Annotated in this window: 23 protein-coding genes and 1 other RNA gene; 15 read left to right on the top strand and 9 right to left on the bottom strand. The window is 73.6% G+C overall.

The window, feature by feature from the left end; translation table 11 throughout:
• Window positions 1-61 precede the first annotated feature (61 nt).
• From ACT17Q_RS11145 to ACT17Q_RS11170, 6 genes are all read left to right on the top strand, one after another.
• The gene (locus ACT17Q_RS11145; RefSeq protein ID WP_444662459.1) at window positions 62-1,093 is read left to right on the top strand and encodes a TIGR03885 family FMN-dependent LLM class oxidoreductase; all 1,032 of its coding nucleotides are present in this window, start codon (window positions 62-64) and stop codon (window positions 1,091-1,093) included.
• The gene (locus ACT17Q_RS11150; protein ID WP_444662461.1) at window positions 1,090-2,799 is read left to right on the top strand and encodes an alpha-amylase family protein; all 1,710 of its coding nucleotides are present in this window, start codon (window positions 1,090-1,092) and stop codon (window positions 2,797-2,799) included. Before ACT17Q_RS11145 ends, ACT17Q_RS11150 begins: the two co-directional genes overlap by 4 nt.
• Window positions 2,800-2,899: 100 nt before the next feature.
• Entirely contained in the window at window positions 2,900-3,550 is a 651-nt protein-coding gene (locus tag ACT17Q_RS11155) for a TetR/AcrR family transcriptional regulator (protein WP_268533716.1), read from the top strand.
• Window positions 3,547-5,268: a ubiquinone-dependent pyruvate dehydrogenase gene (gene poxB, locus ACT17Q_RS11160; protein WP_444662463.1), complete on the top strand. Its 1,722-nt coding sequence runs from the start codon at window positions 3,547-3,549 to the stop codon at window positions 5,266-5,268. Before ACT17Q_RS11155 ends, poxB begins: the two co-directional genes overlap by 4 nt.
• Window positions 5,269-5,314: 46 nt before the next feature.
• On the top strand, window positions 5,315-5,947 hold the full coding sequence (locus tag ACT17Q_RS11165) for a hypothetical protein (RefSeq protein ID WP_444662465.1): 633 nt from the start codon (window positions 5,315-5,317) through the stop codon (window positions 5,945-5,947).
• Between the two features lie 21 nt (window positions 5,948-5,968).
• Window positions 5,969-6,616 carry a hypothetical protein gene (locus ACT17Q_RS11170; RefSeq protein WP_444662467.1) on the top strand — a complete coding sequence of 216 codons (648 nt, stop codon included), beginning with the start codon at window positions 5,969-5,971 and terminating at the stop codon, window positions 6,614-6,616.
• A 13-nt stretch (window positions 6,617-6,629) separates the two neighbouring features.
• Here the strand turns inward: ACT17Q_RS11170 and ACT17Q_RS11175 are convergent, their stop codons facing one another.
• Genes ACT17Q_RS11175 through ACT17Q_RS11185 form a run of 3 tightly spaced genes read right to left on the bottom strand, consistent with a single transcriptional unit; the run spans window position 6,630 to window position 9,778 of the window.
• Complete coding sequence (locus ACT17Q_RS11175) at window positions 6,630-7,553, bottom strand: NADP-dependent oxidoreductase (protein ID WP_268533729.1); 924 nt, start codon at window positions 7,551-7,553, stop codon at window positions 6,630-6,632.
• Window positions 7,516-9,510: a heavy metal translocating P-type ATPase gene (locus ACT17Q_RS11180; RefSeq protein ID WP_444662469.1), complete on the bottom strand. Its 1,995-nt coding sequence runs from the start codon at window positions 9,508-9,510 to the stop codon at window positions 7,516-7,518. Before ACT17Q_RS11180 ends, ACT17Q_RS11175 begins: the two co-directional genes overlap by 38 nt.
• Before the next feature lie 34 nt (window positions 9,511-9,544).
• On the bottom strand, window positions 9,545-9,778 hold the full coding sequence (locus ACT17Q_RS11185) for a heavy-metal-associated domain-containing protein (RefSeq protein WP_444662471.1): 234 nt from the start codon (window positions 9,776-9,778) through the stop codon (window positions 9,545-9,547).
• A 172-nt stretch (window positions 9,779-9,950) separates the two neighbouring features.
• Here ACT17Q_RS11185 and ACT17Q_RS11190 point away from each other — a divergent pair, with 172 nt between their 5' ends.
• Window positions 9,951-10,712: a Crp/Fnr family transcriptional regulator gene (locus tag ACT17Q_RS11190; protein ID WP_268533736.1), complete on the top strand. Its 762-nt coding sequence runs from the start codon at window positions 9,951-9,953 to the stop codon at window positions 10,710-10,712.
• A gap of 155 nt (window positions 10,713-10,867) precedes the next feature.
• Window positions 10,868-11,353, top strand: a complete 486-nt coding sequence (locus tag ACT17Q_RS11195; protein WP_094179571.1) for a TM2 domain-containing protein — start codon at window positions 10,868-10,870, stop codon at window positions 11,351-11,353.
• 92 nt (window positions 11,354-11,445) lie between these two features.
• Here the strand turns inward: ACT17Q_RS11195 and ACT17Q_RS11200 are convergent, their stop codons facing one another.
• A complete protein-coding gene (locus tag ACT17Q_RS11200) occupies window positions 11,446-11,631 on the bottom strand; it encodes a hypothetical protein (RefSeq protein ID WP_444662474.1) in 186 nt (61 codons plus the stop codon).
• Between the two features lie 138 nt (window positions 11,632-11,769).
• Between ACT17Q_RS11200 and ACT17Q_RS11205 the strand changes: the two genes are divergently transcribed.
• Both ACT17Q_RS11205 and ACT17Q_RS11210 read left to right on the top strand, forming a co-directional pair.
• A complete protein-coding gene (locus ACT17Q_RS11205) occupies window positions 11,770-12,486 on the top strand; it encodes a GNAT family N-acetyltransferase (RefSeq protein ID WP_094179569.1) in 717 nt (238 codons plus the stop codon).
• A 77-nt stretch (window positions 12,487-12,563) separates the two neighbouring features.
• Window positions 12,564-12,875 carry a DUF5808 domain-containing protein gene (locus tag ACT17Q_RS11210; protein WP_444662476.1) on the top strand — a complete coding sequence of 104 codons (312 nt, stop codon included), beginning with the start codon at window positions 12,564-12,566 and terminating at the stop codon, window positions 12,873-12,875.
• A gap of 145 nt (window positions 12,876-13,020) precedes the next feature.
• On the opposite strand, the gene ACT17Q_RS11215 is transcribed toward ACT17Q_RS11210, so the two are convergent.
• The gene (locus ACT17Q_RS11215) at window positions 13,021-13,917 is read right to left on the bottom strand and encodes an SDR family oxidoreductase (RefSeq protein ID WP_444662478.1); all 897 of its coding nucleotides are present in this window, start codon (window positions 13,915-13,917) and stop codon (window positions 13,021-13,023) included.
• 314 nt (window positions 13,918-14,231) lie between these two features.
• Here ACT17Q_RS11215 and ACT17Q_RS11220 point away from each other — a divergent pair, with 314 nt between their 5' ends.
• Window positions 14,232-14,927, top strand: a complete 696-nt coding sequence (locus ACT17Q_RS11220) for a nuclease-related domain-containing protein (RefSeq protein ID WP_444662480.1) — start codon at window positions 14,232-14,234, stop codon at window positions 14,925-14,927.
• A 39-nt stretch (window positions 14,928-14,966) separates the two neighbouring features.
• Here ACT17Q_RS11220 and ACT17Q_RS11225 read toward each other — a convergent pair whose 3' ends face one another.
• Window positions 14,967-16,124 carry a class I SAM-dependent methyltransferase gene (locus ACT17Q_RS11225; RefSeq protein ID WP_094179566.1) on the bottom strand — a complete coding sequence of 386 codons (1,158 nt, stop codon included), beginning with the start codon at window positions 16,122-16,124 and terminating at the stop codon, window positions 14,967-14,969.
• Between the two features lie 101 nt (window positions 16,125-16,225).
• The gene (locus tag ACT17Q_RS11230; RefSeq protein WP_094179565.1) at window positions 16,226-16,609 is read right to left on the bottom strand and encodes a VOC family protein; all 384 of its coding nucleotides are present in this window, start codon (window positions 16,607-16,609) and stop codon (window positions 16,226-16,228) included.
• A gap of 46 nt (window positions 16,610-16,655) precedes the next feature.
• Here ACT17Q_RS11230 and ACT17Q_RS11235 point away from each other — a divergent pair, with 46 nt between their 5' ends.
• The 3 genes from ACT17Q_RS11235 to ACT17Q_RS11245 all read left to right on the top strand — a co-directional run bounded on the left by ACT17Q_RS11235 (window position 16,656) and on the right by ACT17Q_RS11245 (window position 18,905).
• Window positions 16,656-17,096: a MarR family winged helix-turn-helix transcriptional regulator gene (locus ACT17Q_RS11235; protein WP_232514610.1), complete on the top strand. Its 441-nt coding sequence runs from the start codon at window positions 16,656-16,658 to the stop codon at window positions 17,094-17,096.
• A gap of 91 nt (window positions 17,097-17,187) precedes the next feature.
• Window positions 17,188-18,363, top strand: coding sequence for a serine/threonine-protein kinase (locus ACT17Q_RS11240; RefSeq protein ID WP_444662483.1), 1,176 nt, complete (start codon window positions 17,188-17,190; stop codon window positions 18,361-18,363).
• Window positions 18,360-18,905: a hypothetical protein gene (locus ACT17Q_RS11245; RefSeq protein WP_444662485.1), complete on the top strand. Its 546-nt coding sequence runs from the start codon at window positions 18,360-18,362 to the stop codon at window positions 18,903-18,905. Before ACT17Q_RS11240 ends, ACT17Q_RS11245 begins: the two co-directional genes overlap by 4 nt.
• 89 nt (window positions 18,906-18,994) lie before the next feature.
• On the opposite strand, the gene ssrA is transcribed toward ACT17Q_RS11245, so the two are convergent.
• Window positions 18,995-19,363: a transfer-messenger RNA gene (gene ssrA, locus ACT17Q_RS11250) on the bottom strand.
• 149 nt (window positions 19,364-19,512) lie between these two features.
• On the opposite strand from ssrA, the gene ACT17Q_RS11255 reads away from it, so the two are divergent.
• Window positions 19,513-19,704: a pentapeptide repeat-containing protein gene (locus ACT17Q_RS11255; protein WP_444662486.1), complete on the top strand. Its 192-nt coding sequence runs from the start codon at window positions 19,513-19,515 to the stop codon at window positions 19,702-19,704.
• Between the two features lie 47 nt (window positions 19,705-19,751).
• Here the strand turns inward: ACT17Q_RS11255 and ACT17Q_RS11260 are convergent, their stop codons facing one another.
• Entirely contained in the window at window positions 19,752-20,120 is a 369-nt protein-coding gene (locus tag ACT17Q_RS11260; RefSeq protein ID WP_141321841.1) for a hypothetical protein, read from the bottom strand.
• Window positions 20,121-20,224: the final 104 nt, after the last annotated feature.

Below are 20,224 nucleotides of genomic sequence, written 5' to 3' on the forward strand. Positions count from 1 at the left end.
TGCCGCGACCGGGAGCCGCTCGACGCGCGAAACCGACCGGGTGCAGGTAGGAACGACGACCATGGTGACGATCGGGTTCCACCACTCGCACGAGCAGGTCCACCCCGGCCGGCTGCTCGCCGCCGCGCAGCGCGCGCAGGAGGTGGGCTTCGACGCGGGCATGTGCTCGGACCACTTCGCGCCGTGGAGCGCGACGCAGGGCCACTCCGGGTTCGCGTGGTCGTGGCTGGGTGCTGCGCTCGCGACGACGCGCCTGCCGTTCGGCGTGGTCAACGCGCCCGGCCAGCGCTACCACCCCGTGATCGTCGCGCAGGCCGCGGCGACGCTCGCGGCGATGTTCCCGGGGCGGTTCTGGGTCGCGCTGGGCTCGGGCGAGAACCTCAACGAGCACGTCACCGGTGACGGCTGGCCCGCCAAGGGGGTGCGCGACGCCCGGCTGCGCGAGTGCGTCGGGGTGATCCGGGCGCTGCTCGCGGGCGAGGAGGTCTCGCACGACGGCCTGGTCCGCGTGGACCGCGCGAAGCTGTGGACGCTGCCCGACGAGCCGCCGAAGCTGGTCGGCCCCGCGGTGACGCCCGCGACCGCAGCCGCCCACGCGCAGTGGGCCGACGGCCTGGTCACGGTGAACCAGCATCCGGAGCGTCTGCGCGAGGTCGTGGGTGCGTACCGGGAGGCGGGCGGACGCGGCACGGTCGCGCTGCAGGTGCACGTGAGCTGGTCCCCGGACCCGGACGAGGCGCTCGCGGTCGCGCGGGAGCAGTGGGGGGTGCAGGTGTTCGGGCCGCCGCTCGCGTGGGACCTCGACACCCCGGAGGCGTTCGACTCGCTCGCGCCGCACGTGTCCGACGACGCGGTGCGCGCGTCGGTGCTCGTGGAGCACGACCCGGCTCGGCTCGCGGACCGGCTCGCGGACCTCGTCGGGATCGGGTTCGACGCGGTCTACGTGCACCAGGTGGCGACCGACCCGCGGGTGTCGGACGACAAGCACCCCAGCGCCGCGCCGACGGCGACGCCGCGCGACGCGACGCTCGACCGGTTCCTCGACATGGCCGGCGAGCACCTGCTCCCGGCGCTGCGGGAGGTGCGCGCATGAGGGTCCGCGACACGGGCGACCTGTGGTGGAAGACCGCGGTGATCTACTGCCTGGACATCGAGACGTTCATGGACTGGGACGACGACGGCGTCGGCGACGTGCACGGCCTGACGCAGCGCATCGACCACCTCGCGGACCTGGGGGTCACGTGCCTGTGGCTCATGCCGTTCTACCCGACCGCGGACCGCGACGACGGCTACGACATCACGGACTTCCTGGGCGTGGACCCGCGGCTGGGCGACGCGGGTGACCTCGTCGAGCTGGTGCGCACGGCGCGCGACCGGGGCATCCGGGTGATCGCGGACCTCGTCGTGAACCACACGAGCGACCGGCACCCGTGGTTCCGCTCGGCGCGCCGGTCGAAGGACTCGCCGTACCGCGACTACTACGTGTGGTCGGCGACGAAGCCGCCGGACACGAGCGACCAGGTGGTGTTCCCCGACCAGGAGCAGGGCATCTGGACGCTCGACGAGGCGACCGGCGAGTGGTACCGGCACCGGTTCTACCGGCACCAGCCGGACCTCAACACCGCGAACCCCCGGGTGCGCGACGAGATCGCGAAGGTGGTCAGCTACTGGACGCAGCTCGGGCTGTCGGGGTTCCGGGTCGACGCCGTGCCGTTCTTCCTGGCGGACACCGCCAAGTCCCCGCACGACGACCTGGAGGACCCGCACGACTACCTGCGCGACCTGCGCTCGTTCCTCACGCGCCGCAACGGTGAGGCGATCCTCATGGGCGAGGTCAACCTCCCGTACGAGCAGCAGCGCCGGTTCTTCGGTGACGACGACGGGGACGGGACCGCGGACGGCACCGAGCTGACGCTGCAGTTCGATTTCGTCGGGATGCAGCAGCTGTACCTGTCGCTGGCCCGTCAGGACGCGCGCCCGCTCGCGACGACGCTCGCCGGGCGGCCGACCATCCCGCACGACGCGCAGTGGGCGACGTTCGTGCGCAACCACGACGAGCTGACGCTCGACAAGCTGTCCGACGACGAGCGCGCCGAGGTGTTCGCGGCGTTCGGCCCCGACCCGGACATGCAGCTGTACGGGCGTGGCCTGCGCCGACGGTTGCCCACCATGCTCGACGGCGACCCGCGGCACGTGCGGATGGTGTACTCGCTGCTGTTCTCGCTGCCGGGCACGCCGGTGCTGTTCTACGGCGAGGAGATCGGCATGGGCGAGAACCTCGCGGCCGAGGGCCGGCTCGCGGTGCGCACGCCGATGCAGTGGAACGAGGGGCACAACGGCGGGTTCAGCCGCGCGGCGCCGTCCCGGCTGCCGGGGCCGGTCGTCGAGGACGGGTACGCGCCCGTGCACGTCAACGTCGCGGCGCAACGCCGCGACCCGGACTCGCTGCTGACGTTCGTCACGACGCTCACGCACCGGTATAGGGAGTGCCCCGAGCTGGGGTGGGCGCGCGAGGTGGAGATCCTCGACCAGCCGCACGACTCGGTGCTCGCGCACCGGGTGACCTGGGGGGACGGGTCGATGGTCGCGCTGCACAACTTCGCGCCGCGCGCGGTCACGGTGCCGCTGCGCCTCCCGGACTGCGTGCCTGAGGACGACGGACCGGCGGTGCGGCTCGCGGACCTGCTGCAGGCGGGCGACACCGAGCTCGACGAGCGCGGCCGGGCCGAGCTCGAGCTGCCGGCGTACGGCTACCGGTGGCTGCGCGTGGTGCGGGACGGGGACCGTCGGCTCCTGTGAGGCGGCCCCTGGAGGGCGGCACGGCGGCGGGCTCGGGCGTGAGTGACGAGACAGCCGAGCGACACGGTCCCGACGCCGCGCCAGGCATATAGTGGACGCCGTGTCCACGAATTCGGCGCCGCGCCGCGGCCGACCCCGGTCGGCCGAGCGACGGCGCGCGGTCCTGGACGCCGCGGCGGAGCTCGCGCTCACCAGCGCGGCGCTGCCGACGATGGACGCGATCGCGTCCCGCGCGGGCGTCTCACGCACGACCCTCTACAAGTGGTGGCCCTCCACGGCGGCCGTGCTGCTCGAGGGGCTCCTCGAGCGCTTCCACGCGAGCATCGAGTTCGACGACGACATGCCGGTGCGCGACGCGCTCACCGCGCAGGTCGACGCCCTGGTCCACCTGCTGCGCGACACCCCCGCGGGCGGGCTCATCCGCCAGCTCATGGCGGCCTCGATCAGCGACGCCGCGACCAGCACCGCGCTGCTCGACCAGTGGATGGAGCCGCGCCGACAGGCCGCCCTGCACCACGTGGCGCGCGGCGTCGCGGCGGGCGAGCTGCACGCGGGCACGGACCCCGACCTCGTCGTCGACGCGCTGTTCGCGCCCGCTTACCACAGGCTGGTGTGGGGGCACGCCCCGCTCGACGACGACCTCGCCGAGTCCGTGTGCGCCCTCGTCTGGCCCGCGATCGCCGTGCCCACCTCACGACCCGCGGCAGACCCCGCCGCACCACCGGCTCCAGACCGAGGGGAACACGCATGACCACCGTCGCGAAGAACATGGTCGACACGCTCGTCGCCTCCGGCGTGCAGCGCGTCTACGGCATCCCGGGCGACTCGCTCAACGGGTTCACCGACGCGCTGCGCGGATCGGGGATCGACTGGGTGCACGTGCGCCACGAGGAGGCCGCGGCGTTCGCGGCGGGTGCCGAGGCGGCTCTCACCGGTGAGCTCGCGGTCTGCGTCGGCTCGTGCGGCCCGGGCAACCTGCACCTCATCAACGGCCTGTTCGACGCGCAGCGCTCGGGCGTCCCGGTGCTCGCGATCGCCGCGCACATCCCCACGTCGGAGATCGGCTCCGGGTACTTCCAGGAGACCCACCCGCAGGAGCTGTTCCGCGAGTGCTCCGTGTACGTCGAGTACGCGGCCTCCCCCGTCCAGATGCCGCGCGTCATGCGCGCCGCGATGCAGGCCGCGGTGGAGAAGAAGGGCGTCGCCGTCGTCGTCATCCCCGGCGACGTCGCGCTCGCCGACGCGCTCGACGAGACCGCGACGGCCGTGCGCGCGTCGCGGCCGCGCATCATCCCGTCCGACGACGAGCTCGCGCAGGCCGCGCGGCTCCTCGACGAGGCGAAGCGGGTGACCATCCTCGCCGGCGCCGGCACCGAGGGTGCGCACGCCGAGCTCATCGCACTCGCCGACACGCTCGGCGCGCCCATCGTGCACACGCTGCGTTCCAAGCACCTCGTCGAGCACGACAACCCGTTCGACGTCGGCATGACCGGGCTGCTCGGCTTCGCGTCCGGGTACAAGGCCATGGAGTCGTGCGACACCCTGCTCATGCTCGGCACCGACTTCCCGTACCAGCCGTTCCTGCCCGAGAAGGCCAAGGTCATCCAGGTCGACATCCGCGGCGAGCGGCTCGGCCGCCGCGCACACCTGGCGCTCGGCCTCGTCGGCGACGTCCGCGAGACACTCCTGGGCCTGCAGCCGCTGCTGCGCCGGCACGACGACCGCGGCCACCTCGAGGAGGCGCTCGCGCACTACGCCAAGACGCGCACCAAGCTCGACGACCTCGCGACCCCGCGCAAGGGTGACCAGCCCCTGCACCCCCAGTACGTCGCGAGGCTGATCGACGAGATCGCGTCCGACGACGCCGTGTTCATCCCGGACGTGGGCTCGCCCGTCATCTGGGCCGCCCGCTACCTCACGATGAACGGCAGGCGCCGCGTGATCGGCTCGTTCATCCACGGCTCGATGGCGAACGCGCTCCCGCAGGCCGTGGGCGTCGCCGCGTCGCACCCCGGTCGGCAGGTCGTCGCGATGTCCGGCGACGGCGGGGTCGCGATGCTCCTCGGCGAGCTCCTGACGTTCACGCAGAACAAGCTCCCGGTGAAGATCGTCGTGTTCAACAACGCGTCCCTCAACTTCGTCGAGCTCGAGATGAAGGCCGCCGGCTTCGTCACGAGCGCGACCGACCTCGAGAACCCGTCGCTCGCCGCGATCGCCGAGGCCGCGGGCCTCAAGGCGTTCCGCGTCGAGCGGTCCAAGGACCTGCGCAAGGCGCTGGAGGAGGCGTTCGCGTACGACGGCCCGGCGTTCGTCGACGTCGTGACCGAACGGCAGGAGCTCACCATCCCGCCGTCGGTCAAGCTCGAGCAGGCCAAGGGCTTCGCGCTCTACGCGCTGCGCACGCTACTGTCTGGCCGCGGCGACGAGCTGCTCGACCTCACCCGGGCCAACCTGCGCCAGGTGTTCTGACCCGCCGGTGGGCGCCGCCACCACCGGTGCCCACCCTGGGAGCGCCATGCGTCACCGTCTCGCCGCGGCCGCGGCCGCGGCCTGCGTCCTGCTGCTCGCGGGCTGTGCGTCCGCCCCGGACGCGTCCCCGAAGAACGCTCCCGGTCACTCGCTCATGCGTGACCGGCAGACCCCGGCACCCCGGCCGACGTCGACCCCTGCCCGCACCCTCGTCATCGAGCCGCTGAGGGGAGCCGGCTCACGCGTGAGCGTGAAGTCGCTGGGCTTCGACGTCCCCGCCGGCTGGGTCGTCGACCGCGTCGACGACCCAGCCGGTGAGGTCCGGCACCTGCGCCCCGCCGAGGCCGAGACGCCGCTCGCGTCGGTGATCGCGTGGGACATCTCAGGTGGCGGGGCGCAGACCGTGCGGGCCGCGATCGACCGCGTCCCGACGGACTGGGGCCCCGATGCGCTGGTCCACGAGGTCGGCGTGGCGTGGGAGGGCATGCCGTCGGCGCGTGCGGCCATCGTGACCTACGAGGCGGGGCCTCCCGACGAGGGACTGTGGCAGGTCCTGGTGCTCGCGGTGCACGACCGGCGCGAGACGGCGGCCGCGCTCATCCAGATCGCCGCCCCAGCGGGCGACCTGAAGACGTCGACGGCGTTCGACGTCGTGCGCTCGGTGCGCTGGGACCCCTGAGACCGGCGCTAGCCTCGCTGCGTGAGCCCCACCGCCCGCCCGCTGCGTGAGCGGTGGCGCGCCGTCCCGTGGCTGGTCACACGCGCGCCACGGTGGGCCCGCGCGGTCCTCGGTGTCGCGCTGCTCGCACTCGGGCTGTTCCTCGTCGTGCGACCGCTCACGGCGGTGAGCGTGCTCGGGCTGTACGTGGGGCTGAGCGCGATGGTGTCGGGCGTCGCGGACCTGCTCGACCGTGGGTCGGGCCGCTGGTCGTGGCTCGGGGGCGCGCCGTGGGTCGTCGGTGGCCTGCTCGTGACGGTGTGGCTCGGGCGCGACGTCGATCTCCTGGCCACCGTCCTGACCGGCCTGGCCGTCGCCCGCGACCAGCCGATCCTGCGCACGTCACCCACCGTGGGCGTGATCGGGGACCGGCTGCGCGAGAACGTGCCGACGGGACCGTGGCGGGCGCCGCTGTTCGTCGGGCACGGCACGGCCGATTCGATCGTCCCCTACCGGCTCACACGCGAGTACGTGCCGCTGGCGTGCGCGGCCGGCGCGACGCTGGAGCTGCGCTCCTACGAGGGCGCCTCGCACCTGGACGTGCTCCAGCCACCCTCGGGCCTCCCCCACGACCTGGTCGCCTGGACCGGCGCCCGCCTCGCGGGCGAGGACGCGCCCACCTCCTGCTGACGACGACGCGCGCTCAGACCCGGACGACGACCTTCCCGCGCACGTGCCCGGACGCGCTCGCCTCGTGCGCGGCCGCGGCGTCGGCCAGGTCGAACACCTGCGCCACCTCCACGCCGACCTTGCCGTCGTCGATCAGCGCGCCGAGCGCGGCCAGGTCCGCGGAGTCGGGTCGCACCCACACGTAGTGGCCGCCGAGCTCGTCCCGCGCCTTCGCGTCGACGATCGAGGCGATCGTCCCGCCCGCGCGCAGCAGCGACGGCGCGGTCGCGACCGCGTCCGGGCTCCCGTAGTCGAGGACCACGTCGACGCCGTCGGGGGCGAGGGCGCGCACGCGCTCGACGAGCCCGTCACCGTAGGTCACGGCCTGCGCGCCCAGCGCCCGCAGGTACTCGTGGTTCGCCTCGGACGCGGTCCCGACGACCGTGGCGCCCAGCGCCGCCGCGATTTGCACGGCGAACCCGCCGACACCGCCGGCCGCCGCGTGCACGAGGACCGTCTGACCGGCCGTGACACCCGCCCGCCGGATCGACTGGTACGCCGTCAGACCCGCGAGCGGGACCGCGGCCGCCTCCTCGAACGACAGCGTCGTGGGCTTGCGGGCCAGGGTGCGCACCGGCGCCGAGACGTACTCGGCGAACGTGCCGCCGTGCACCCAGTCCTTGCGCACGTAGCCGAAGACCTCGTCGCCCACCTGAAGCTCGGGTGTGTCGAGGCCGACGCTCTCGACGACGCCCGCGACGTCCCAGCCCGGCACGACCGGGAAGCGCACGTCCATGATCGCGTCGAGGTAGCCCTGCCGGAGCTTCCAGTCGACGGGGTTGACCGACGCGGCCCGCACGCGGACCAGCACGGTGTCGGCGCCGACCTTGGGGGTCGGCTGCTCGGTGAGCTCGAGGACGTCAGCGCCGCCGTAGCGGGAGTAGGTGATCGCTCGCATACGAGTCCCAGCCCCGCGGGCCGCCCAGGTATTCCGGGACGTGCGGCACGTGGGCCCGCGCACGGGCCAGCCGCATCGCGTTGACGATGACGACGAGGACGGAGACCTCGTGCACGAGCATCCCCGCGGCCATGGTGACCCCGCCCGCCAGCACGCCCGCGAGCAGGAGCGCCACCGTGCCGACGGCGATCGCGATGTTCTGCCGCATGACCCGCACGGTCCGTCGCGCGAGCCGGACCGCGGCGGGCAGCGCGAGCAGGTCGTCGGTCATGAGCGCGACGTCGGCGGTCTCGATCGCGACGGCGGTGCCGGCCGCACCCATCGCGACGCCCACGTCGGCAGCCGCGAGCGCCGGGGCGTCGTTGACGCCGTCACCGACCATCGCGACGGTGTGGCCCGCGGCCCGGAGCGCCGCGACGGCGGCGAGCTTGTCGTCGGGCAGGAGCTCCGCGCGGACCTCGTCGACGCCGAGGCGTGACGCGACGGCCCGGGCGACCGGGCCGACGTCGCCCGTGAGCATGACGACGCGGGTGATCCCCGCGTCGTGCAGCGCGCCGACCAGGAGCTCGGCGTCGGGTCGCACCTCGTCGGCGAGCGCGACGAGCCCGACGACGCGACCGTCGAGGGTCACGACGGCCGGCGTGCGGCCCAGCGCCGCGAGCCGGGCCACCTCGGTGCGTGCGTGCGCCAGGTCCGCGGGCGCCTCGTCGGCGACGAGGCGCAGGTTCCCCACGGCGACGCGCCGGCCGTCGACCCACGCGACGACACCCTTGCCCGGGACGGGGACGGTCCGCTCGGGCAGGCCGGTGACGGGACGGCCTGCCTCGGCGGCCGCCTCCAGCACGGGCGGTGCGAGCGGGTGCTCGGAGCCGGCCTCGGCGCGCGCCGCCCACGCCAGGACCTCGTCGGCCGTGACGTCCGCCGCGAGCGCGGCCACGTCGGTCACCCGCGGCCGCCCGCGTGTGAGCGTGCCGGTCTTGTCGAGCGCGACCGCGTCGACCCGGGCGGCGGTCTCGAGGTGCTCGCCGCCCTTGACGAGGATCCCGTCGCGCGCGCCGCGGCCCACGCCGGCGACCACCGCGACGGGGATCGAGATCACCAGCGCCCCGGGGCAGCCGATGACGAGCAGCGTGAGCGCGAGGCCGACGTCGCGCGTCAGCACGCCGGCGAGCACCGCGCCGACGACGACGGCGGGCGTGTACCAGGCGGAGAACCGCTCCATGAACGTCTGGGTGGGCGCCTTCGCGTCCTGCGCCTCCTCGACCCGGTGGATGATGCGGGCGAGGGTGGTGTCCGCGCCGACGCCCGTCGCCCGCACGTGCAGGACCCCGCTGTGCGACACCGTGCCCGCGTACACCGCGTCGCCGGGCCCCTTCTCCGCGGGGATGGACTCCCCGGTGATCGCGGACTCGTCGAGCGCACCGGCGCCCGCGACGACCACACCGTCCACGGGGACCCGCGAACCGTTCTTGACGAGGACCTCCTCGTCGCGGCGCACGGACTCGGCCGGCACCTCGACCGGCGCCCCGTCCCGCAGCACGAGCGCACGCTCGGGTGCGACCGCGACGAGGTCGGCGAGCGCGGACCGGGTGCGCCGCAGCGTCGCGGCCTCGAGCGCGTGGCCCAGCGCGAACAGCCACGTGACGGCCGCCGCCTCCCAGAGCTCCCCCAGGACGAGCGCACCGGCCGCGGCGACGGTCACGAGCAGATCGATCGCGAGCATCCGCACCGCGAGCGCCCGCACGGCCCGCACCGCGATCGGCAGGCCGGCGACCAGCGCCGCGACGAGCAGGAGCACGTCGGAGGCGACGAGCACGGGCGAGCCGGCGGCCTCGTCGTGCGCACCGAACGGGTTGACGCCCTGGCTCCAGGACAGGACGACCGCGGCCGCGACGAGCGGGCCGGCGAGCGACGGCACCGCCCACGGGCTGCGTAGGCGGGCAGGGACGGACGGCATGGTGTCTCCTCGCTGATCGTCGGGGGCGGGTGGGTCAGACGGCGGCCGGCGTCGTGCGGTAGCCGGCCTTCTCGATGGCACGGACGACCGCGTCGCTCGTCGCGACGGCCGGGTCGTGGTCGACCTCGACGCGTCCGGACGCGAACCGCACGGCGACGCGCTCGACACCGGGCAGCCGCCCGACCTGCTTCTCGATCGCCGCGACGCACGAGGGGCAGCTGAAGCCCTCGGCGCGGAAGACCGAACGGGTGGTGGTGGTGCTCGTCATGGTGGACGTCCTCACTGGTCTCGTGGTCGAGCCCCTCTCGACCTGACCAGCACGCTAGGCAGCGGCCGCGCGCACCTCCATGACGCACGTCAGTTGTCCGCAGACCCGTCCGGTGCGCCTGCGGGATACGCTCTCGAGCAGTCCCGACGAGACCCGCGGAGGGCGTGGAGCCATGGCACCCGGCGGTGAGCGGCGCACCATCCCGCTGCGGGAGGTCGTCCTGCCGCACCACTGCCCACGGCCCGTGCGGATGGACGTGCTGTCCCGCACCCCGTACTTCGCCGGGCTCGACCCGGACGCGCTCGACGGCATCGACCGGCGCATGCGAGCGCGGACGGTGCGCGCGCACGAGCACGTGTACGTCGCGGGCGAGCCCGCGGACGCGCTGTACGTCGTCGCGCAGGGTGCCGTGTCGCTCGCCCACGTCACCGAGGACGGCGCGCCGACGCTCACCGACGTGCTCGTGCCGGGCGAGCTGTTCGGCGCCATGGGCACGCTCGGTGAGCCGGTCCACCTGCAGACCGCCACGGCGCTCGTCGACACGTGCGCGCTGCGCATCGGGCAGGACGACTTCCGTGCGGTGCTGCGCGAGCGGCCCGTCGTCGCGCTGCGCGTGCTCGACGACGTCGCCGCCCGCCTCGCCCGCGCGCACGACGACATCGGCGGGCAGAGCACCGACACCGTGCCGCAGCGCGTCGCGACCGCGCTCCTGCGGCTCGCCGACAAGGTGGGCCGGGACCGGCCGGGCGAGGGTCTGCTGCTCGAGGTCCCGCTGTCGCGCGCGGACCTGGCGGCGCTGGCACGCACCACTCCCGAGTCCGTCTCGCGCGTCATGAGCGGGTGGAAGCAACAGGGTGTCGTCGCGTCCGGGCGCCGCTGGACCGCGATCCTGGACCGCGACCGTCTCGAGCAGGAGGCTCGAGGCAGCGCGTAGCCGGCCGGTCGCCGCCCCGCGGGTCACGATCCGATCACCTTCAGGGGCGGTTCGGCCGAAGCGCCCGCGGGTCGGCCCGCGGCCCGCTACGGTTCCCGCGACGGAGCGGGCGCTGCCCGCGACGGCCCGATGCACCCCGACATCCTGGAGAGACCGTGTCCTCGGACTACCCCGGCCCCGCGACGCCCCCCGGCGGCGACGGCCAGCCCTACCCGCAGCAGCCCTCCGCGTACCCCGCCGGACCGCCCGTGTACGGCGGCCCCCAGGGTGCACCCGTGTACCCGGGCGCACCCGTCGGCGAGTCCGACAAGTCGTTCATCGCGACGTGGCTGCTGGCCTACTTCCTGGGTGTCCTCGGCATCGACCGGTTCTACCTCGGCAAGGTCGGCACCGGGATCGCCAAGCTCCTCACGCTCGGCGGCTGCGGCATCTGGGCGCTCGTCGACCTGATCCTGGTGCTCGCGGGCGCGCAGAAGGACAAGTTCGGCCGCCCGCTGCAGGGCTACGACCAGCACAAGAAGCTCGCGTGGATCGTGACGGGCGTGCTCGTCGTGCTCGGCATCATCTCCTCGGCGCTCAACCCGCCGGACTTCAGCGGCCTCAGCACCGACGCGGCGGCCGTCGTCCAGGTCCGGGTCTGACCCGACCCCACCCAGCGGAGGGCCGGCCACGCAGCGTCGCGTGGTCGGCCCTCGTCATGTCCGTGCCACGCACGACGGTCGGGCGGATCGTCTCAGACCGCGCACTCGCAGACGAGGTTGTACTCGACGACCTGCTCGTCGTCCTGCGCCCACCGCTCCGCCTCGTGGCGCGAGGCGAACCTGCGCCCCGCGAGCCGGCCGTTGGCCATCAGGACACCGAACTCGATCTGCTCGCGCGGGTCGACCCACCCCGTGGTGGTGCTGGCTGTCGCTGTCATCGCCGCCTCCTCACGTCGTCCCCAACACCGCGCCTGACGCGCGTAGTCCCGGACCGTGTCTCATCGCGTGGGACCACGCGACGAGATCGTTGCGGCGCGCGACCGCGGGCCTACGATCCGGTCCTACACGACGAGGGGATGCCGGTGGCGACCGAGACGGTGACGACGATCGACGCGGGGGTGCTCGACAACCCCGCCTGGAGCGCGCTGACCGGAGCGCACGCGCGCTTCGCGCAGGGCGGCGACCTCGTGCGCCGGTACGACCCGCACGTCTCGCCGTTCACCGCGGTGCGCGACTGGCGGCACCCGGACGTGTGGGACGCGATCGTCGACCTCGTCGGCCCCGGCGCCCTGTTCCCCGTCTCGGGGGACGACCAGGAGCTGCCACCCGGCTGGGAGGTCGTGCGGCGCGGGGGCGGCGTCCAGCTCGTCGAGACCGACGCGCTGCGGACCCGCCCCGACGACGAGGCCGTGGTGCTGGGCGCCGACGACGTGCCGGAGATGCTCGCGCTCGTGGAGCGCACGCAGCCCGGCCCGTTCGCACCGCGCACCTACGAGCTCGGCCGCTACGTCGGGATCCGCCGCGAGGGCCGGCTCGTCGCGATGGCCGGCGAGCGTCTGAGGCCGACCGGATGGACGGAGATCAGCGCGGTGTGCACCGACGCGGAGCACCGCGGCCAGGGGCTCGCGACGCGCCTCGTGCTGGACGTCGCGCACCACGTGCACGAGCGCGGCGACCGCGCGATGCTGCACGCCGCGGAGTCGAACACCGGCGCGATCGCGGTCTACGAGCGGTTGGGGTTCCGCCTGCGCCGCCGCACGATGTTCGGCGTCCTGCGGACCCCGTCGCCCTGACCCTGCCCTGCGGGCCGTCGCCACGCACCCGCCCCGGGGTGGATGATGAACGCGGACCGCGGACACGAGGAGGGCGCATGACCACCCGAGCCAAGGACCGCCGCCGCAAGGGCGGCGTCAAGGACGTCATCCGGGTCGTCGGCGCAGCGCTCGTCGTCGCGGCGGTCGTCAAGGAGCTGCGCAAGCCGGGCGACGAGCGGACGTGGCACGGCGTCGTCGCGGGCTTCGTCCCCTACGAGCTGCGCCCGCCGACCCCGTCCCGGTTCCGCGAGCGCATGTGGGACCCCGAGGCCGAGCACCTCGTCGGCCCGCGGGTCTTCGGGGTCGGCTGGACCATCAACCTCGGCCGGGTCTACGCGCTCGTCCGCCGTCGGCTCGCGCAGGACTGAGCCGTCACACGGTGCGCGGGACGCGGCCGGTGAGGGTCCGTCGCCCGCGCGTGCTCGGGACGCGTCGCGACGACGACCGCGTCGACGCCGCCCGGGATCGCCGCGAGGACCAAAGGACCGATATCCGGCGACGACGAGCCGCGCGTCACGGCACGTTCGCGCCGCCGTTGACGTTGATGACCTCACCGACGACGAAGCTGGACTCCGGCGACGCGAGGAACACGTACGCCGGTGCCTGCTCGACCGGCTGGCTCGTGCGACCCAGCCACGACGACTCGCCGAACCCCTCCAGCTTCTCCGCCGGCTGCCCGTCCGAGACCTGCAGCGGCGTCCACACCGGCCCCGGCGCGACCGCGTTGACGCGGATCCCGCGCGGCGCGAGGTCGGCCGCGAGGGCCTTGGTGAACCCGATGATCGCGAACTTCGTCGATGCGTAGTTGATGATCATCGGCGACGGGTTGTAGCCCTGCACCGACGTGCTGTTGATGATCGTCGAGCCCGGCGGCAGGTGCGGCAGCGCGTCACGCGTGATCCAGAACATCGCGTACACGTTCGTCTGGATGGTGCGGTCCAGGTCCGCCTCGTCGAGCTCGTCGAACGACGGGTGGTACACCTGGTGCGCGGCGTTGTTCACCAGGATGTCCAGCCCGCCCAGCCCCGCGACGGCGTCCGCGACGAGCGTGCGGCAGAACTCCCGGTCCCGGATGTCACCCGGCAGCAGCACCGCCTTGCGCCCCTCGGCCCGGACCACCTCCGCGATCGCCTCCGCGTCCACCTGCTCCTCGGGCAGGTAGCTCAGCGCCAGGTCGGCACCCTCGCGCGCGAACGCGATCGCCACCGCGGCCCCGATGCCCGAGTCCCCACCCGTGACGAGCGCCTTGCGCCCCGGGAGCCGCCCGGTCCCCCGGTAGCTGGTCTCGCCGTGGTCCGCCTTCGGGTCGAGCTCCGCGTCCAGCCCCGGCAGCGGCTGCCACGACGCGTGAGGCTTGATGTGCTTGTGGCGCTCGACGGGGTTGTCGAACGTGAGCTGGTCAGCGGACATCGTCGTCTCCTCGGGGGTGCTGGGCCGTCGTCGGCACCGGTCTCCTGCGGTGACGATAACGACGATCGCCCCGGATGACGGGTCGACCGGGGCGCGCGTCGGTCGTCAAGGGGCAGGCGAGACCTGTCGATGCACCTGGCATGGCGACGAGCAGCGACGCGCTCCCCCGAGGTCCGAAGACGATGCGTCTGCGCTACGCCGGTGCATGTCGGACGTGCGGGACCACGCTCGAGGCGGGCGTCAGAGCGGTCTACGACGCGAGCACGAGAACGGTGACGTGCGTGGAGTGCCCCACGCCCGAGACTCGACCGGACGTGGTTGCGCCCGTACCCGCGGCGCCCCCTGCCGAGGTCGACGCCGGACGCGCCGGCGGCAGCGCGCGACGTGAGTACGAGCGGCGCAGCGCCGCACGTGAGAAGCGCATCCGCGAGGCACACCCGCGTGTGGGCGGGCTGATCCTCGCCCTCTCGGACGAGCCACAGAGCACCACCGCGTGGGCGCGTGGCGCGAAGGGTGAGGAGATGCTCGGTCGCGGGCTCGACGCCCTCGCCGACAGGGGCGTGCGGATTCTGCACGACCGCCGGATCCCGCGCACGCGCGCCAACATCGACCACATCGCCGTAGGTCCTTCAGGCGTGTTCGTCATCGACGCGAAGCGCTACAAGGGTCGCCCTTCGCTGCGGGTCGAGGGCGGGATCCTGAGGCCGCGCACCGCGCGGCTCGTCGTCGGCTCCCGCGACTGCACCTCGCTCGTCCAAGGCGTCCACAAGCAGGTCTCGCTGGTCCGCGACGCTCTCGCCACGGCGGGCCACGGCTCGGTCCCGGTGCGCGGCGTGCTGTGCTTCGTCGAGGCGGACTGGCCACTCATCGGCGGCTCGTTCCAGGTCGACGGTGTGCACGTTCTCTGGCCAAGGAAGGCCTACGAGCACCTGACGGTGCACGGAGCACTCGCGCCCTCGGCCGTGGACGAGCTGCACCGTCTCCTCGCCCAGGCGTTTCCCATGGCCTGACGCCCACGTGCGAGCGTGCCCAGACCGGGGGAAAGTCACTCAGTGCCGCGTTCGGGTGGAGGCCGTCACCGTGAACTTCGGGTCACGGCCGAGCTGGCGCGTGGGGCCGACGACACGCTCGAGCGCGGAGCGGTAGCGCAGGTGCGAGTTCCACACGGCCCACAGCTGCCCGCCGGGGCGTAGCACGCGCGCGGCCTCGGCGAACAGCGACTGGGCGATCCCCGCGTGCACGGCCGCGCCGACGTGGAACGGCGGGTTCAGCACGACGAGATCCACGCTCGCGTCCGGCAGGACGTCCGCGCCGTCGGCGCGCGCGACGACGACCCTGTCCTGCACCCCGTTGGCCGCGGCGGTCGCGCGTGCGGACGCCACCGCGGCCGCCGACTCGTCGGTCGCCGTCACCGTCAGCCCGGCCCGCGCACGCGCGAGCAGCACGGCCAGCACCCCGGTCCCGCAGCCGAGGTCGAGCGCGGTGGTCGCGTCGTGCGGCATCTCGTCGAGGTGCCGCAGCAGCGCGCGCGTGCCGATGTCGACGCTCGTCCCCGCGAACGTGCCGCCATGGGCGCAGACGATGAGATCGAGGTCGGGGTGGTGCTCGCGCCGGGGCCAGGTGACCGCCGGGCGTTCGTCGGCGGGACGCGGTCGGGACGCGACGAGGACGCGTGACTTCTGGCGCGCCAGACGCGCGTGCACGTCTTCCAGGTGCAGGCGGAGGACGTCGTTCATCGCTGTCGTCATGTGCTTGACCCGGCCTCCCGCGACGACGAGCACGTCGGGCTCGGCGTGCGCCGCGACCAGGCCGGCGATCTCGTCGAGGGCGTCCAGCGAGCGAGGGAGCTGCAGCAGGACGAGCCGCGCCCCCGAGACGAGGCCCGGCGTCAGCCCGAGCGACCTGAAGCCGCCGACTCCCAAGGTCTCGGCGTTCGCGTGCAGCGCGCGCTCGCCCAGCAGGCGGTCCTGGTGGGTCCGCACGCCGGACAGCCCGTGCCGTGCGATCGCACCGAGCGTCAGCGCGCCGTGATGGTCGCCGATCACGACGACGTCCTGGCCCGAGGTCGCGCCCAACGCCGACGACGCCTCGTCGAGGATCTGCCGGTCGGTCGCGTCGACCGCGTGCAGGTTCGGCGCCTCGAGGTCGGGGTAACGCCGGAGCCGGGTGAGGAGATCCGTCTCGTCGTGCCGTGCCGCCTCATCCACGCCCCGAGGCTAGCCCGTCGCGGACGACCCCCTCACCGGGGCGCGACGAGGTCGGGCAGCTCGCGCGTGCCGGGTGGGCAGCCCGCCTCGTCGAGCGGCGTTCAGGCCTTCGAGTGGATGGTGATCAGGTACCCGTCGGGGTCGCGGAACGCGAACGTCGTCCCGAACGGGCCGTCGGACGGCTCCTGCACCACAGCGGCACCGTGGTCGACGACGCGTCGGTGCACGGCGAGAGCGTCGGGGTGGTGGAACCAGATGCCGACCCCCGCGCCGAGCTGCGGGTGCGCATCGAGGTCGAAGCCCGGCAGCGGTGTCCGGACCGCGAAGGAGGACGTGCCGCTCGTGAAGACGACCGCCTGGGGGTTGGGCCCAGGGACGCGGGCGAGGCCGACGACCCGCTCGTAGAAGTCGGCGGAAGCGGCCAGGTCACGCACCTGGAGGGAGACGAAGTCGGGGCCGATGGTCGGCGAGCTCGGAGAGGTCATGTCAACATGTTGACACCTATCCCCGGCTATGTGTCAAGATCTTGACGTGAACGAGCGCACCGCCGCCGACGCCCGCGAGCTCGCGCTCCTCGTCAAGGCGACCCAGGCCGCACTCAACCAGCGCATGGACGAGGTGCTGCGCCCGCTCGGGCTGACCGTCGCCCAGTACGCCTGCCTCAGCAACCTGCACGCCGAGCCCGGCATCAGCAGCTCCGAGCTCGCCCGGCGCACGTTCGTCTCCCGTCAGTCGATGAACGTGCTCCTGCAGGGCCTCGAGAAGCAGGGCATGGTCGAGCGCGCGCACGAACCCGGCCCCCGCCGCGAGCGCGCCGCACTCCCGACCCCGCTCGCGCAGGACGCCCTGGGCCGTGCCGAGAGCGCCGTCGCCCCGGTCCTCGACCGCATGCTGTCGAGTCTCGACGCGGCGCAGCGCGGCGCCCTGCGCACCGCCCTCACCGCCTGCCGGGACGCCCTCCTCGACACCTGAGGCCAGTGAGCGACTGCGTGTCAACCCCCGAACGGGCGATCTGCGGGCTCCCGGCGTGCGGGTCGTCGGGAGCGCGCTTAGCGTCGGCGTCGTGCTGGGACACGTTGACTCGCCTCCGACGGCGCCCTCGTCGGACGTACCGGAGCCGATCGTCTTCGACGGTCGGTACCGGCTCGACGGCGTGCTCGGCCACGGAGGCATGGCGACCGTCCACCGCGCTCACGACGTCCTCCTGGAGCGCGACGTCGCACTCAAGGTGTTCCCGGTGGTCCACGGCGAGGACGAGCTCATGCGCAACCGCGCCGAGGTGCTCGTGCTCGCGGCACTCAGCCACCCCGCGCTGGTCATGCTGTACGACGCGGGAGCCGAGCAACGGCCGGACGGCGGGCAGCAGGACTACCTCGTCATGGAGCTCGTGGACGGTCCCACGTTGTCCGAGCGGCTCCGCCGCGTCCCGCTCGACCGCGCCCAGGCCGCCCGCGTGGGCCGCGACCTCGCCGAGGCGCTCGCCGTCGTGCACGCCCAGGGCGTGATCCACCGCGACATCAAGCCGGGCAACATCCTGCTGACCGGTCCCGACGCGCTCGAGGCCGATGCGTCCGGCGGACCGGCGGTCAAGCTCGCCGACTTCGGCATCGCGCGGCTGATCGACGGCACCCGGCTGACGCGGACCGGTCAGACGCTCGGCACGGTGCTCTACCTCAGCCCCGAGCAGGCACGCGGGGAGGCGCTCGCTCCGTCGAGCGACATCTACTCGCTCGGCCTCGTGCTCCTCGAGTGCCTGACCGGACGCCCCGCCTTCCCGGGCACCACCACCGAGTCCGCGGTCGCGCGCCTGATCTCCCCGCCGCACATCCCCGACGACGTCGACCCGGAGCTGGCGGCGCTGCTGACGCGGATGACGCTCATGACGCCCGACGAGCGCCCGAGCGCCGACGAGGTCGCGACGGAGCTCGCAGCGCTCGGCTCACCGGACCGCACGCTCCCCCTCCCGGCCACCCCCGCCCGGCGCACCGCGGCACCGCGCGCCGAGGCGCCGCCGACCGACGCCGTCCCCGCGCCCCCGGGGCCGACGAAGGCCCGCCGGCGCCACCCGCGCCGCGCGCTGCTCTCCGCCGGTGCTGCCCTGCTCCTCACCGCCGGTGGGCTGCTCGTCGCCCAGCAGGTGTCGGCGTCGGACGGGCCGTCCGACGCGCCGTCGTACCCCGTCGTCGAGGGGCGGCTCGGCACGGCCCTGACCGAGCTGCAGAAGAGCGTGCAGCCATGACGCGTCTGCGCAGCACCGTCGTCGCACTCACCCTCACGCTCGCGCTGCTCGGCGCGTCGGGCTGCGGGAGCACCACCGAGCTCGCCGCGGAGCGCGGTCGCACCCTCCAGGCGTCCGTGCTGGAAGTCACGCGAGCGGCGGCCCAGGGCGACTGGGACGAGGCCTCGACGCTCCTCGCCTCCACGCGCGAGCTGCTCGACGCGGGCGTCGAGCAGGGCGAGGTCTCGGCGATGCGCTACCGCGCGATCGACGCGGCCCTCGACGACGTCGAGGCCGAGCTCGCGGCGGCCCAGCGGCGCGCGGCTGCGGCGAAGGCCGCCGCCGAGGCGGAGGCGACCGCGCCGGCCGACGAGGAGACACCGGCACAGCCGACCGCGACGACGTCCGTCGAGAACACCAAGGCACCGTCGAAGCCCGAGCCTGCTCGCCCCGCACCGCCGTCCGAGCCCAAGAAGCCCAAGAAGCCCGCCAAGGTCGAGGCACCGGACACGAACCGCGGCGACAAGGGGAAGAAGGAGCCGCGCGGCCACAGACGCAGGTGAGCCCGGGTGAACTGGGACATGGAGACGACGAGGCCCGCCCCCAGGGGACGGGCCTCGTCGTCACTGCTACGAAGGTCTTGACGACCTTCACGTGGAGGTGGCGGGAATCGAACCCGCGTCCGATGACGTGGAACCAGGGCTTCTCCGGGTGCAGTCCGTGATGGATTTTCTCGGCCCCCACCACTCCCACGGACGGGAAGGCGGACGGGCCCAGTCAGCTAGAAGTCCCGATCCTCACACTGACGATGAGGACCAGCAGTGGCTCTCTAGATGACGCCGGGAACTAAGTCGAGAGCGTACTCAGGCCGACGGACTTCGAAGCTCGCTCAGGCGGCGAGGGCGAAGTCGGTGCTCTTGGAATTGGCACCTATGATTTGCACGGAGCGTTGACGAGATAACCGTGCGTCCTCGACCCGCTTCTCCTGGCTCGACGATCACCGTCGAAACCGATCACCCCCATGTTGATTTATCAAGCGCCCGGTCCGTGCGACCGCAGTGCCGCAGCACGTGCCGAGCAGGTCCAGACTACCTGCCCAACGCGTCGGGCGTCATCGTGATTCCCGCTCCGCCCGAGCCGGGTGTCGGCGCACCGCAGTGGCGTCCGGTCATGGTCGACGTCACGGACGCGGACCTGCGCGGCTCCACCTTCGACCGGGTGGATCTCTCGGGTGCGAGGCTCCGACGGTCGAACCTCGACGGGATCACGGTGCGTGGTGCGAACATGCACGTCCTCGCGGAGTGGCAGCACCGGCTGTACGCCGAGCGTGACCTGTCGGCACTCGAGGCCCCCACCACGTGACGACGCCCGAGCGCGCCGGCGGGGACGCGCTCGGGCGGTCCCGGGACTCAGAGCGACGGCGGCCGGACCTGCGACCACACCACGGAGGACCTGAGCCGGGTGCCGAAGATCGCGAAGTACCAGTCGTGCTCGCACGACGAGAGGTTGCGGTCCGGCAGGCGGCGGCGGTGCAGCAGCCACTCGGGCGTCCCGTTGTCGTGGTAGGGCTCGAGCGCGAGGTAGCCGCGTTCGGCGAGCGCGTGGACCACGTCGGGCAACGGGTCGTGCGCCCGTGGACGCGTCGAGGCGCGGCGCACGAGCACGAGCGCCCCGATCCCGACGAGGGCGAGCACCGCGACGACCGCGAGCACCCCCGGTCCTTGTGCGTCCGTCTCGGCCGTGCGCGTGAGCGCAGGCACGACGTCCCCCCCTACCATGACCTGTCCCCCTGTCGTCGCTGGCAGGTGGCGACTGTATCGACGCGGACCACCTGCGGTGGAGGCGCCGGGGTAAGGATCACCCGGGAACCGGACATCCGGTC

It is taken from the genome of Cellulomonas sp. CW35 (assembly GCF_052378485.1).
GTDB classification, from domain to species: Bacteria; Actinomycetota; Actinomycetes; order Actinomycetales; family Cellulomonadaceae; genus Cellulomonas; species Cellulomonas uda.